The following is a 13184-nucleotide window of genomic DNA, read 5'->3' as shown; positions in this document are numbered from 1 at the left end:
CATCAACTTAAGCATAGAAATAGGAAATTATATAGTTCTAAAGAGAAAATAGCAGATAAAAGATCTATAGATGAACGTCCTGAGATAGTAAAGGAAAAAACAGAGTTTGGACATTGGGAAATAGATCTAATTGTGGGAGCTGGCAATAAGGGAGCTATATTGACTATGGTTGAAATATCAACTAAAATGTTGTTTATGAAGAAATTAGAAGATGGAAAGAAAGCAAAACCATTGGCTAATGAGCTTATAGATATGATGCTACCTTATAAGAACTGTGTTAAGACTATAACCTGTGATAATGGAACAGAGTTCTCTGATTTTAAGAGAGTTGAAAAGAAATTAGATTTACAATTTTTCTTTGCTCATCCTTATTGTTCTTGTGAGCGTGGACTTAGTGAGCATACCAATGGTCTTGTAAGGCAATATATACCTAAAGAAACTGATTTTAAAGATGTTACAGATCAAGATATAAAGACATATCAATATAAGATTAATGATAGACCAAGAAAAGTATTAAACTTTAAAAAACCTAAAGATTTATTCTACCAAAAAACAAGCTGAAAAATTTCACTTGGAGGTGGAATTGGCAACATCAGGAAACTCAAAATTAATCATTGATAATTCACATTTATTTTGTACCTTTGCACTCTACATTATAAGTAGGTCTTGTAGTTCAACGGATAGAATAGAAGTTTCCTAAACTTTAGATCCAAGTTCGATTCTTGGCAAGACCACTTTTAAAAAAACTATCTTGACTTAACCTCAAGATAGTTTTATTTTTTCTCTAAACCAATCTTACACAAAATAAAATTAATAGGTATTGCCAATAAAGTACCTATAGGAAGCGATAACAATGCTATAGAAAGAGCTGCACTAATATAAAAAGACGATATATATCTTTGTACAAAGTAAAATAGCTCCTGATAGGCATAGCAAATACCCCAAACGATAGGATAACGTATATGAACTACGGTAAGTTCCTCCTCTCCATAAAGAAAAAATCCTATAAAAAAGACGAACAATAACAACAATAGCACACTCATAAAGTAAAACAAAACAAAATCCTTTAGTAACTTACACTTCATTTGTCTTTTGTTTTTATAATCCTATCAAAAATAGTTCCAAAGATAAGGAAAAAGATAAAAAGTACTCCTAATAATAGAGGCTCTCCTATACTTATAGCTGTATTTCTATCCAATAGGGATATCACTCCTTTCTCAAACTGTTTTGCAACTACTTCTTCAAATCGCAGAAACACCATAGAGGAAAAGCTCAGTAATATAAACCACAAAGCAACCCTATATATTACTAAATACTTTTTATAATATCCTAAATAGCATACAGGTAAGAACAATACACTAAGCAGCATAACAACTGTGTTAGGGAATACTACCCATTTGTTAAAATAAAATAGATATATTCCCACTTGCGATAGTGAAATGGTTGCTAAAAGATATAAAATAGCACTAAACTTCCCGAAATGTATGTAGAGTAGGGACATAGTTTATTGTATATAATTTTTATCTAAATCTCTTTCCCTTTGGATAAAGAATTTCATATACAGTTCTTTAGCAGAAAGATTAGGGTACAGATAACGAATGAGTTTTTTGGTAAGTTTTCCTTTGCTCATTCCTGCAAAGATAAGTTCATCACCCTTATACATTGTTAGTTGCTTGGTCTCCGGTGAAAAATGTATAGTAAGCACTTCGTTTCCGTTTGCATAGAATAGGAAACTACTCACTACATCATTTAGCAAAGGATATTCTTCTTTATACCCTCTTTTATTTCTTAATATCCTTAGCAAACGGTTTCCCTCTGATAGTGGAAGGCGTTTTCTTCTCTCTGTGATATGCTCTTCTTCAGGGCTTCAGGCCACGAAGTCTCTCTCGTCCAGCCCGTACGATGTATGACTACAAGACTATCTATTTTACCCTGATAGAGCTTGCTAAAATCCATTGCTTTAGGATATTGCGCTAATGCGAGACAAGGGAGGAGGAATAAGAATTTGAAAATGGTTTTGTTAAAACTACAAGACATAGTTATTTTTATTTGATGATAGAGGTAATCCTTTTATTCCAACTATAAAGATAATTTTAAAAAGTTGTATTTTTTAGAGATATATTGTCAAATCTGCAATTGCCAAAATATGTGTCTTTTTCTAGACTATTACTTAGTCTTATACGAGAACTATTATACAGCGTTGTTATATTATGGTAAAATACATATAAGTTATAACTTTTTTCATCCATTAAAAAACTATTGTAAATAGGAGGTATAATAAAAGCCTTTATTATTTTATATCCCTGATTTCTTGCTTCATTCATTCTATGATTACCATCAATTACAATAGAGGTATTGATTGGTATAAAGTTTGAAACAATGATAGGTTCAAAATCATCTATAATCTTCCCCTTCAGATTATCTTTTTTGAATTTTTCAAGATTAGAAATATCTGAATATAAAGTAGAAATAGGTAGAGAATAATTTTTGACATCTTCTGATTTAATTATTTTATTAGCTTTATCAATTAAGTAATACAAATCAAAATTATCTTGTTCTATATTGGTTTTAACATTAAAGTGAAAACCTTGAGAACCTTTATTATAGTAGCTATATTGTGTTTTAAGAATTTTGTTATACTGACTTTCTAAGTCATCTTCTAATCCTGTAAAATTTGAGAAAAGTCCTCTTTCCCTAAAAGAATTAAAGTAAAATTCTTTTGTTTTTTCAATTTGAACTATCATAGCTAATTATTTTGTAGAAAATCATTAGTACTAATTACTGAAGCATAAAAATAACTCAAAGCTGAAAGAAAAGAATTCTGAACCTCACTTGCTACAGTCTTTTTATTGTTATAAGAAAGGTCTTTTGTAGCACAAGCATCTCCAATCACTTCTATTGTATACCCTAAATCTTTTGCAGCTCTCACAGTTGCATCTACACACATATGTGTCATCATTCCTGCTATGATTAGCTTATTTATCTTGTGTTCTTCAAGATAGGTGAGTAATTCAGTTTCTCGAAAACTATTAGGAAAATGCTTAATTATCACTTTCTCATCCTTTAGAGGAGCTACATTTTTATGTATTTCAGCTCCATTGGTATTAAGGATAAAAAAAGTAGCATCTTTTCTGGTAGATAAATGTTGAATATGTATGACTAAACTCTTATCTTTCCGAAATTTATCTAGTACTTTTTTAGCATTTAAACTCGCTTGTTCACTGCCTACAAGTTCATTTTTTCCTTTAGGAAAGTAATCATTCTGAATATCTATCAGTATTAAAGCTGTTTTTGTATTCTGTGCTTCTATTGACATACTTAAAAATGTTAAAACTGTTAATAAGAATAATCTCATAAGGTTTCTGTTACAAATATAAAATTAGAAAATCAACTTTGCTAAAGTTTTTAATTGTTTGTCGTGTTACGAACTTTGGCAAAGTGTATGATCTAATTGGCTGTCGAGTCTCTTAATTACTTACTCAAGTACATCTTCCTTCTTGTATAAATATCGTAGAAAGCATCGTCCTTGAGGCTATCTATAAAGAGAATACTCTCACCTGTGGATTTCATCTCTGGGCCGAGCTTCTTATCTACATTCGGGAATTTGTTGAACGAGAACACAGGTTGCTTGATAGCAAAGCCCTCCAAGTGTGGGTGAAAATGGAAGTCAGAGAGCTTCTTCTCTCCCAATATGATCTTAGTGGCATAATTCACATACGGTTCCTTGTAGGCCTTGGAGATAAACGGCACTGTACGCGAAGCACGTGGATTGGCCTCTATGATATACACTACATCATCTTTTACGGCAAACTGTACATTGATAAGCCCCACGGTGTTGAGTGCCAAGGCTATCTTCTGGGTGTGGTCTTTGATCTGTTGGATCACAAACTCACCCAAGTTGAACGGCGGTAAGGTCGCGTTACTATCACCTGAGTGGATACCACAAGGCTCTATATGCTCCATAATACCAATGATATACACATTTTCGCCATCACATATCGCATCGGCTTCGGCCTCTATGGCGCCGTCCAAATAGTGGTCAAGTAGGAGCTTGTTATTAGGTATCTTACGCAAAAGATCTACCACATGGGCTTCCAACTCTTCCTTGTTGATGACAATCTTCATACCCTGCCCGCCCAATACATAGGAAGGACGCACCAATAGCGGGAAGTCCAATTCGTCTGAGAGCTTCAGTGCCTCATCAGCCGTTTCAGCTACACCAAAGCGTGGGTAAGGAATGTTATTCTCTTTCAGTAAGGTAGAGAAACTTCCTCTGTCCTCTGCCAAATCCAAGGATTGGAAGCTGGTACCTATGATTTTGATACCATATTTGTCCAATTTCTCGGCCAACTTCAAGGCAGTTTGTCCGCCGAGCTGTACAATCACTCCTTCGGGCTTTTCGTGTTGGATAATATCGTAGATATACTCCCAGAATACAGGTTCAAAATAGAGCTTATCAGCCGTATCAAAGTCTGTAGATACCGTCTCTGGGTTACAGTTGATCATAATGGTCTCATAGCCACATTCTTCCGCAGCCAATACACCATGTACGCAGCAGTAGTCGAACTCAATCCCCTGACCTATACGGTTAGGTCCTGAACCGAGTACCACTACCTTCTTGCGGTCAGTAACCACACTATCGTTGGCTACATATTCCTTGCCATCGGCGGTACGGATAGGCGCTTCAAAGGTAGAATAATAGTAAGGAGTCTGCGCCTTGAACTCGGCAGCACAGGTATCAACCAATTTGAATACACGGCGAATATTCAATTCCTCACGCTTCTTATGTACCTCACTTTCCCAGCAACCAAGCATATAGGCGATTTGTCGGTCGGCAAAGCCTTTCTGCTTAGCTTCGAAAAGGAGCTGCTTAGGTAGTGTATCTATCTTATAGTTGGATATTTCTTTTTCAAGGGCACAGAGCTCCTCGTATTGTTTGAGGAACCACATGTCTATTTTGGTGATTTCATGGATACGGCTTAGCGGAATGCCCAGCTGTACCGCATCATAGAGTACAAATACCCGATCCCAACTGGGGTGAGTGAGTTTTTCAATGATTTGCTCGTAGTTCTTCTCTCCTTTACCATCGGCTCCCAAACCATTACGCTTGATTTCGAGCGATTGGGTAGCTTTCTGTAAAGCCTCTTGGAACGAACGACCAATACCCATGACCTCCCCTACCGACTTCATTTGTAGGCCAATAGTACGGTCAGAGCCTTCAAACTTATCAAAGTTCCAACGTGGTATCTTCACAATCACATAGTCCAAGGTAGGCTCAAAGAAAGCGGAAGTGGATTTGGTAATTTGGTTTTGCAATTCGTCCAAATGATAGCCAATAGCAAGCTTAGTGGCAATCTTAGCAATAGGATAACCTGTAGCTTTAGATGCCAAGGCGGACGAACGCGATACACGTGGATTGATTTCAATAGCGATAATATCCTCTTTTTCATCGGGAGACACGGCAAACTGTACGTTGCAACCGCCTGCAAAATCACCTATGCTGCGCATCATCTTGATAGCCATATCACGCATACGCTGGAAAGTGCGATCGGAAAGGGTCATCGCAGGAGCTACCGTAATAGAGTCGCCCGTATGGATACCCATCGGATCCATGTTTTCAATGGTACAGATAATAGCTACATTGTCATTCCTATCGCGCAAGAGTTCCAATTCGTATTCCTTCCAGCCCAAAAGTGCCTTATCAATAAGCACCTCGTGGATAGGAGAAGCCTCCAAACCGCGATTAAGGAGCATATCAAAGTCCTCTTTCTTATAGACGATAGAGGCACCCGTACCGCCCAAGGTAAAGGACGGACGTATTACGAGCGGAAAACCAAAGCGTTGGGCAATTTCTTTCCCTTTGAGGAAGGACATAGCCGTTTCCGAAGGCGCCATTGGGATTCCTATCTCGTCGAGTAACACGCGGAATTTCTCACGGTCTTCGGTGATTTGGATCGCATCAATATCCACCCCAATGATTTCCACTCCGAAGTCCTTCCAGATACCTTTTTCGTCTGCCTCTATACAGAGGTTAAGAGCAGTCTGTCCGCCCATAGTAGGCAGTACGGCATCTATTTCGGGGTGAGCCTTGAGGATTTCCACCAATGATTTAGTGGTAAGGGGTTTGAGATAGACCACATCCGCCATGGAAGGGTCGGTCATAATCGTAGCAGGGTTGGAGTTGATCAGTACGGTTTTGATACCGTCTTCGCGCAAGGAGCGCAACGATTGCGAGCCTGAGTAGTCGAACTCACAGGCTTGCCCGATGATAATAGGTCCTGACCCTATAAGCAGAACACAATGTAGGTCGTTTCTTTTTGGCATTTTGTTAGGTGCTTTTATTTCTTTAACAACTTATCCAGTAACTTTTCAAAGTCTCTTGTAGGGAAAAGTTCCTTTCCTTCAATAACTAATGATAAATCAAGTGATTTATTTTCTGATAGTAAAATAAGATTCTCCTCCGGAAATCCTGACGTTTGAGAAAAATAACTTCTATATTCCTCTAATGTTGTGTTATATTTCTTTCTATGCATTAAAGCTAAAGCAGGCAAGAATAAAAATATATCATCATTAGTAATGGCAAAAGTTTCAGAATATTTTGTTAGTTGCTGTTTGGATTTTCTAATCAGGGCATCGGGATCAAAAGATGAACCCTTTTCAAACCTTTCCTTATCTACCTTATAGCATTGCTCTGAAAAAAATGGTTGAATCCACCCTACTTTGGCTTTAACTTCAATAATAGCAATAGTTTTACCTTCCTTCTCAATTCTAAGATCAGGGGCTGTTTTACCTTGTTGCCTTCTAAGCAAGATCTTCCATTTTTTTCCTTTTAATTCTGAAAGATGATAAAAAATTCTTGCTATATAGGACTCTAATTCACTTGAAATATGAGCATAATAAGCTGTTTCAAAATAAGAGGACTTAAAACTCTGTCCTACCTTCGCAGAATCGTATAATTCATTAACAAATTTCAAAATATTCTCCGTAATAGAATCTCCCGCAACAAAATTATTAGCTATTCTTTTAGCCATTTCATCTATATTGTTATAATATAGTTTCTTATAACTAAGCATTTTCGCTATTGAATTAAAAAAATAGCTACATCTTCCAAAAGAAAGATATAGCTACTATACTAATAAAGAATATTGTTGCCCTGTGTATCCCTTTCGAGTACTGCATATCGGAAGTACAAGGGAGTGCTAACTGACTCATATTCTTAAAGATGTTCATTTAGATGTGTTAAAAAAGAGCGAAAAACGGGGTTCGAACCCGCGACCTCAACCTTGGGAAGGTTGCGCTCTACCAACTGAGCTATTTTCGCTTATTTTGCTTTGAGTAGGTTTGTAACTGTTTTGTTTCTCTATCTACGGTGCAAAGATACAATAAATTTTAATTCCTACAAATTTATATTCAAAAATAGTGTACATATTAATATCCTTTATTCTTTCTCCCTTTCTTTTCTTTTTGATAAAATCTATAACTAACTTTTAATCAGACTATTAGAATAATGTTTAGTTTTTCTTATATTGAAGTATCTCCAACAGATATTCTTGCAGGGTAAATATATAACTTTTTTAGGAGATATAATAACATGGGATTCTTATTCCACCTCTGACTCACTCCGTATACCTTTTTCATCTATTCGGCAACACCACTTTACATAGGGATAATATCCTGTCTCATTAGCAGTTACATAGCCACTGGCAACAAGGTCATCACGATTGCCCTCGTCGTCTCCATCATCCATATAGATATTTACTTTTAGCCCCTCATATAAAGTTATGAGCTCTCTGCAAACATTCTCTCGCTCGTCTTTTTGGGAAAACAGTACCAGATCATAATCCATCAACTCATTGAAATCTACCGAAAAGAGCAAATGAGAATTTGTCTTTTCCCACAAGTCCCTCACAAAGGTATAAGCTACTTCATTCTCAGGTTTTATCTGTTGGAGAGTAGTGGGCAGGTACCAGCCATGACCGCCTATTTTTAGGTTTTCATAGTAGGCAAGAGGCTTAACTCTACATCCATGGGTAAACCAACGCAAGGGGTGTTTCTCATAATCTCGTAACAAGCGAGGCGTATCCTCCACCGCTACCAAGGCTACTACTTGCGCTCCATAGCGTACCAGTATTAAGTCACCTGCAAGGAGTCTATCAAAGGTTTGCACGACCTTCTCCGAACAGCCTATATAGCCTGTAGCGATAATGCGACGAGTGTTCTCTGCTGTCCAAGCAGTAGCTCCTGTGGGGTGTAGTTGCATATGCCAGAAATTCATAAGATAGTTTTTGGGCAAAGTTATGTCTTTTTTACAAATTTACAATCCCCTTTTTGTCTTTATTTCCTATATCATATCACCATTACTAAGGTGCCAATGGCGATAAGGGTGATCCCTATTAATGATTTAAGCGTGAAGGCTTCGTGTAGGAAGCAAACAGCTAAGATAAACGTAAAAACGATACTGATTTTATCTACTGCCACTACTTTAGAAACGACTCCCATTTGCAAGGCTTTGTAATAGCACAACCACGAGAACCCTGTGGCAAGTCCTGAAAGGATTAGAAAAAGCCAACTCTTCTTGCTAATCTCTGCTAAGCCACTGCTCTGCTGAGTAATAAAAACCATTGCCCACGCTAAAGCGATTACCACTAAGGTTCTAATGGCAGTAGCGAGGTTGGAATTAACGCCCTCAATCCCTATTTTGGCAAGAATAGAAGTAAGAGCGGCAAATACAGCTGATAACAATGCGTAAACGAGCCACATAATGGAATGATTTGTCAATTAGTAAATGAGTTTGTCAAACAATCAAGGTAACACTTGTCTGATTATCTAATACAGAAAACAAGGCTTTGTACTGACACTGCACAGCTATTGCATTTTCTTTTGGGCAAAGCCCTATGAAATAACTATCGGCGTCTATGTCAATTTGATAAAGAGTAAATTCACTTCTTGATGCCAATAGCCGAAATACCTCAGTAGGAGGTGTGTTGTTGTCTATTTCTAAATCTATTGCTGTGCCTTTTAGTCGTTTGCTTAACAGATTGTAGTTATAGACCACATCTTCCGCAACATCTTTCCAGTCAATGACTTCTAAGTAATCTGCCGCTATCATTTCTGATAGGAAGGTATCGAACATCTCTTCTTCAATCAATACACTTTTACAGATTTTATTGGCTGTACGTGTAGGAATGGAGAGCAGGGAGGCTAATAATAACCATTCTTTATGGAATTGTTGGGATATGGGGATATTTTTAGGGACAATTTTTCCTTTGCCTTCTTGTTTTTTCAATAAGGTGATTATTAAATCCTTGTAAACAGAAAGGCGTTTTTCGAGGCGCTCAATAGTACGACTATCGGTTACAGGTTCATTCTTCCCTATATAATCATACCATTTGTGTCCTTTTTTGTCGGAGATATAATAGGCATATTGCACCCACTCACATTTGTCCTTGATACGACAAATGGCATAGAACACATTTTCTTGTAGGTCTTCGAATATAATACTTTGAGGAATAAGAATGTTGTGCCCTTGTATGGGATCACTATTCTGCTCCGTATGAATAAAGACAATCCCGAAGGGATCTTTTTTGCTAAATTTTTCACCTAATAAGTCGGCGTTATGGTCGTTTAGTTGGGCAAAGTGAGTCATTATGCTTTGGAAATCTTCCAAAAGATAGGGACTCCCTCCGATGCATTTCTCTTCGGCATAGCAACACGGACAGGAAAGAGGTTTCTTTTTGGGAGTAGTTAGCCCCAATATATGAGTTATTTTTTCTAAGAAATTTTTTAAAAACATAACTTATATAATGAGTTAATTTGCTAATTTCTATTCATAAACTCCGTAATCTCAGCAGCGGTTTTGTTGCGGGCTTCTTCGGTTGTAAAACTGTGATCTACTTCGGGCAAGAGTATGAGTTTGCTGTTCTTATACACTTGGTGGTAACGCTCGCCATAGGTATAAGGTACTACCACATCCCAAGTTCCGTGAATAATCAGTACAGACCCTTTGTATTGCTGTGCCGTTTCGTAAATAGGGAGCGTTTGTGCGGTTTTTACATAGTCGTGCCCCATACGCAAACCTCTGGGGAGGTCTATATACTCAGGGATATGATGCAGGTTGTAAGTAGCCCCTTGGGTAGTGCCACGTAGCGCATCGTCGCGCAATACCGCTGCAGGAGCACAGAGAGCAACACTCTTAATAGCTTTTTTGAGTTCTCCCGCTACCATTGAGGCTACCACCCCACCTTGCGAATGCCCTACTATACTGATGCCACTCACGTAGGGCAGTTTTTCAGCATAAGCAATCACTTTCTTAGCGTCTTCTATTTCGTTGAGCACCGTCATATCCTGAAAGCGACCTTCGCTTTTGCCACAGCCGTTGAAGTCAAAACGGATACTAGCGATACCTGCCTTTTGCAGTTGGTCGGCAATGGTGCGCAGTAGCGGACGGTCTTTATCGCCACCAAAGCCGTGACAGATAATTACCATACGCACCTTTTTGCCCTTCTCTATCTTAGGCGTTTGCAAGGTAGCGGCTAATTTGCCTTTAGCCCCTTCGAGGGTAAGGTCTTCTGTTTGTTGAGCTTTTGTTGTTTGCATCAGTGTTATAAGGATTAGTACTAAAGTGATAATGTTCTTTTTCATAAGTGTTTTTTAAGAAAAAATCTTATTATTAGCACATTTTTTAATCCTATAGATATTTCCCTGTGATACTGTTGGTGTTATTCTTTACGGCTTTAGGAGTGCCTTGTGCTACGATTCTTCCACCTGCAGCACCGCCACCGGGTCCCATATCAATAAGGTAATGAGCATTGCGAATTACGTCTAAATCGTGTTCAATAACTATCACGGTAGCTCCTAAGCTAAGGAGGCTCTGAAAAACACGGAGCAGCACGCGTACATCCTGCGGGTGTAGCCCTATGGTGGGTTCATCAAATACAAAAACGGTATCGCTCTGTCCTTTGCCCATTTCACTGGCTAACTTCAAACGTTGGGCTTCTCCGCCCGAAAGCCCAGGGGTATCTTCGCCAAGCGATAAATAGCCCAATCCTAACTGCTGTAGTACTTGTAGTTTTTGGTTTACTAACTTCAATTCGGTAGTTACCTCTATCACTTGGTCAATACTCATACTCATCAGTTGGGGCAGACTGTATTTTTCACCATTCTTGGCGGTGCGCAATACCTTATAGGCTTCTCTCTTATACCTACTCCCTTTACAATCGGGACACACGATATCAACATCGGGAAGGAACTGCACATCTAAGGATATTTGTCCCGTGCCATCGCAGGTAGAGCAACGCAAACTGCCTGTGTTGTAAGAAAAGTCGCCTGCTTTGTAGCCATACTGTTTGGCATCGGGGGTTCTAGCGTAAATCTTACGGAGTTCGTCGTGAATACCTGCATAAGTAGCTACCGTAGAGCGTACATTGATCCCTATAGGGGTGGCATCGATGAGCTTCACCTGACGAATGCCTTCTGCTTCTACCAATTTGATATGCTGAGGCAATTTCTTTCCGGCAGCCTTTGCCTCTAAAGCTGGGATTAAGCTCTCCAACACTAAGGTGGTTTTGCCCGAGCCTGAGACCCCTGTAACGACTGTAAGTCGCCCTTTGGGGATTTCGACTTCTAAAGGTCGTACGGTGTGTATGGCATCGGTAGAGAGGTGTATGTTTCCCATAGAAAAGAGTTCGCTCTCGGGGAGAGCTGCTGGCAGTCCGCTCTCTTGCGATAGGTAAGGCGCTATCACCGACTCCTTGTTTTGTGCTATTTCTTCTACCGTTCCTTGTGTGATGACCATTCCACCATTAGTCCCTGCGCCTTTGCCCATTTCTATAATCACATCGGCGTGGGTAAGCACTTGAGTATCGTGGTCTACTAATATAACTGAATTGCCATCGGCTACGAGGTCGTCCATTACTCCTGTTAAGCCTTTGAGGTTGTGAGGGTGCAGCCCGATAGAGGGTTCGTCCAACACATAGAGCACCCCTGTAGTGCGGTTACGTACGGCGCGAGCAAGCTGTACGCGCTGGCGTTCGCCGGTGGAAAGGGTAGCCGCGGCACGGTCTAACGAGAGGTAACCCAAGCCTAAGTCTATGAGGCGGCGGGCGGTGTCAGTAAAAGCTTCGCAGATGTTTTTAGCCATTGGGCGCATTGCTTCTTCTAACGACTCGGGAACACCTGCTACCCAGCCCATTAACTCATTGAGCGTCATAGCAGTAGCTTGGTCTAAGCTAATACCCCTAAGGCGTGGTGTGCGCGCAGCTTCGGAGAGCCTTGTGCCGTGGCAGTCGTGGCAAACGTCTTCCTTTAGAAACTTCTCGAGGCGCTTCATTCCGCTGTCGTCTTTTACTTTTCCCAAAGCGTTTTGTACGGTATACACTGCATTGTAGTAGGTAAAATCCAATTCGGCAGTTTGTTCTGTTTTGGGGTTTAAGTAGAGGATATGTTTCTTTTCGGCAGGCCCGTGATAAACGATTTCTTTTTCTTTGGGAGTCAAATCCTTAAAAGGCACATTGGTACGCACGCCCATTTCGCGACATACATCTTTCATCAGCGACCACATCAGAGTGCCCCATACCACTACCGCCCCTTCATCGATAGTGAGGTTTTCATTGGGGACTAACTTACTCTCGTCTACCGTCCTTACCGTTCCTGTTCCGCTACAAGTGGGGCAAGCTCCACGACTGTTGAAAGCCAAATCTTCAGCCCCAGGCCCATAAAAATGTTCGTGGCACTCGGGGCAGGTGATTTCTTGCATAGCAGCCACGGCAAAGGAGGGTCTTACATAATGCCCATTAGGGCAACGATGATTGGCGAGCCTAGAGAACATCAGACGTAGGCTGTTTAGCAGTTCGGTCATTGTGCCAAAAGTACTGCGGATACCGGGTATCGTAGGGCGTTGGTGTAGCGCTAAGGAAGCAGGGACATAGCGCACATCGTCTACATCTGCGCGTTCGGCTTGCGTCATTCGTCGCCTCGTGTAGGTGGAAAGAGATTCTAAATATCTTCGCGATCCTTCCCCATAGAGTACCCCTAAGGCAAGAGAAGATTTTCCAGAACCGGATACGCCTGCAATCCCTACAATCTTATTGAGGGGGATATCGACATCTATATTCTTCAGGTTATGTACTTTAGCCCCACGTACCTCAATATTTTCAGGGCGTTTGAGATTTTCTTTTTTCATAATT

14 protein-coding genes and 2 tRNA genes are annotated in these 13184 nt (G+C 39.8%); 2 read left to right on the top strand and 14 right to left on the bottom strand.

Features of this window, described 5'->3' with window-relative positions:
* The coding region (locus VJJ03_RS07330; protein WP_323974717.1) for an IS30 family transposase at positions 1 to 561 on the top strand (561 nt) is incomplete at its 5' end.
* 101 nt (positions 562 to 662) lie between these two features.
* Positions 663 to 734 (top strand) — tRNA-Arg (locus VJJ03_RS07325).
* A gap of 39 nt (positions 735 to 773) precedes the next feature.
* Here VJJ03_RS07325 and VJJ03_RS07320 read toward each other — a convergent pair.
* The 14 genes from VJJ03_RS07320 to VJJ03_RS07255 form a co-directional block, all read right to left on the bottom strand.
* Positions 774 to 1085: a hypothetical protein gene (locus VJJ03_RS07320; protein ID WP_009745204.1), complete on the bottom strand. Its 312-nt coding sequence runs from the start codon at positions 1083 to 1085 to the stop codon at positions 774 to 776.
* Entirely contained in the window at positions 1082 to 1501 is a 420-nt protein-coding gene (locus tag VJJ03_RS07315) for a hypothetical protein (RefSeq protein WP_323974713.1), read from the bottom strand. Before VJJ03_RS07315 ends, VJJ03_RS07320 begins: the two co-directional genes overlap by 4 nt.
* 3 nt (positions 1502 to 1504) lie before the next feature.
* Complete coding sequence (locus VJJ03_RS07310; protein ID WP_323974711.1) at positions 1505 to 1804, bottom strand: hypothetical protein; 300 nt, start codon at positions 1802 to 1804, stop codon at positions 1505 to 1507.
* Positions 1798 to 2037: a hypothetical protein gene (locus VJJ03_RS07305; RefSeq protein WP_323974709.1), complete on the bottom strand. Its 240-nt coding sequence runs from the start codon at positions 2035 to 2037 to the stop codon at positions 1798 to 1800. The genes VJJ03_RS07310 and VJJ03_RS07305 overlap by 7 nt, the downstream gene beginning before the upstream one ends.
* 56 nt (positions 2038 to 2093) lie before the next feature.
* On the bottom strand, positions 2094 to 2744 hold the full coding sequence (locus tag VJJ03_RS07300; RefSeq protein WP_323974707.1) for a hypothetical protein: 651 nt from the start codon (positions 2742 to 2744) through the stop codon (positions 2094 to 2096).
* 2 nt (positions 2745 to 2746) lie between these two features.
* Positions 2747 to 3316, bottom strand: a complete 570-nt coding sequence (locus VJJ03_RS07295) for a cysteine hydrolase family protein (protein ID WP_323974705.1) — start codon at positions 3314 to 3316, stop codon at positions 2747 to 2749.
* Positions 3317 to 3471: 155 nt separating this feature from the next.
* Positions 3472 to 6324 (bottom strand): carbamoyl-phosphate synthase large subunit, encoded by a 2853-nt coding sequence (carB, locus tag VJJ03_RS07290; protein WP_323974703.1) that lies wholly within the window; start codon positions 6322 to 6324, stop codon positions 3472 to 3474.
* 14 nt (positions 6325 to 6338) lie between these two features.
* On the bottom strand, positions 6339 to 7031 hold the full coding sequence (locus VJJ03_RS07285) for a hypothetical protein (protein ID WP_323974701.1): 693 nt from the start codon (positions 7029 to 7031) through the stop codon (positions 6339 to 6341).
* Positions 7032 to 7248: 217 nt separating this feature from the next.
* Positions 7249 to 7321 (bottom strand) — tRNA-Gly (locus tag VJJ03_RS07280).
* Between the two features lie 279 nt (positions 7322 to 7600).
* Entirely contained in the window at positions 7601 to 8275 is a 675-nt protein-coding gene (locus VJJ03_RS07275) for a hypothetical protein (protein WP_323974699.1), read from the bottom strand.
* A gap of 71 nt (positions 8276 to 8346) precedes the next feature.
* Positions 8347 to 8760 carry an EamA family transporter gene (locus VJJ03_RS07270; protein ID WP_009745192.1) on the bottom strand — a complete coding sequence of 138 codons (414 nt, stop codon included), beginning with the start codon at positions 8758 to 8760 and terminating at the stop codon, positions 8347 to 8349.
* A 34-nt stretch (positions 8761 to 8794) separates the two neighbouring features.
* A complete protein-coding gene (locus VJJ03_RS07265; RefSeq protein WP_323974697.1) occupies positions 8795 to 9793 on the bottom strand; it encodes a DUF6630 family protein in 999 nt (332 codons plus the stop codon).
* Positions 9794 to 9816: 23 nt separating this feature from the next.
* Positions 9817 to 10641, bottom strand: coding sequence for an alpha/beta hydrolase (locus tag VJJ03_RS07260; protein WP_323974696.1), 825 nt, complete (start codon positions 10639 to 10641; stop codon positions 9817 to 9819).
* A 46-nt stretch (positions 10642 to 10687) separates the two neighbouring features.
* The gene (locus tag VJJ03_RS07255; RefSeq protein ID WP_323974694.1) at positions 10688 to 13180 is read right to left on the bottom strand and encodes an excinuclease ABC subunit UvrA; all 2493 of its coding nucleotides are present in this window, start codon (positions 13178 to 13180) and stop codon (positions 10688 to 10690) included.
* Between the last annotated feature and the right edge of the window lie 4 nt (positions 13181 to 13184).

The sequence above is a fragment of the Capnocytophaga sp. G2 genome, assembly GCF_035282625.1.
Classification (GTDB): Bacteria; Bacteroidota; Bacteroidia; order Flavobacteriales; family Flavobacteriaceae; genus Capnocytophaga.
This window is presented reverse-complemented; position numbering and strand designations above follow the sequence as displayed.

Bases quoted from the DNA above. Each gene is read 5' to 3' on its own strand.
- VJJ03_RS07320 (WP_009745204.1), bottom strand. From the start codon at position 1,085: ATGAAGTGTAAGTTACTAAAGGATTTTGTTTTGTTTTACTTTATGAGT.
- VJJ03_RS07315 (WP_323974713.1), bottom strand. From the start codon at position 1,501: ATGTCCCTACTCTACATACATTTCGGGAAGTTTAGTGCTATTTTATAT.
- VJJ03_RS07305 (WP_323974709.1), bottom strand. From the start codon at position 2,037: ATGTCTTGTAGTTTTAACAAAACCATTTTCAAATTCTTATTCCTCCTC.
- VJJ03_RS07300 (WP_323974707.1), bottom strand. From the start codon at position 2,744: ATGATAGTTCAAATTGAAAAAACAAAAGAATTTTACTTTAATTCTTTT.
- VJJ03_RS07295 (WP_323974705.1), bottom strand. From the start codon at position 3,316: ATGTCAATAGAAGCACAGAATACAAAAACAGCTTTAATACTGATAGAT.
- carB (WP_323974703.1), bottom strand. From the start codon at position 6,324: ATGCCAAAAAGAAACGACCTACATTGTGTTCTGCTTATAGGGTCAGGA.
- VJJ03_RS07285 (WP_323974701.1), bottom strand. From the start codon at position 7,031: ATGGCTAAAAGAATAGCTAATAATTTTGTTGCGGGAGATTCTATTACG.
- VJJ03_RS07275 (WP_323974699.1), bottom strand. From the start codon at position 8,275: ATGAATTTCTGGCATATGCAACTACACCCCACAGGAGCTACTGCTTGG.
- VJJ03_RS07270 (WP_009745192.1), bottom strand. From the start codon at position 8,760: ATGTGGCTCGTTTACGCATTGTTATCAGCTGTATTTGCCGCTCTTACT.
- VJJ03_RS07265 (WP_323974697.1), bottom strand. From the start codon at position 9,793: ATGTTTTTAAAAAATTTCTTAGAAAAAATAACTCATATATTGGGGCTA.
- VJJ03_RS07260 (WP_323974696.1), bottom strand. From the start codon at position 10,641: ATGAAAAAGAACATTATCACTTTAGTACTAATCCTTATAACACTGATG.
- VJJ03_RS07255 (WP_323974694.1), bottom strand. From the start codon at position 13,180: ATGAAAAAAGAAAATCTCAAACGCCCTGAAAATATTGAGGTACGTGGG.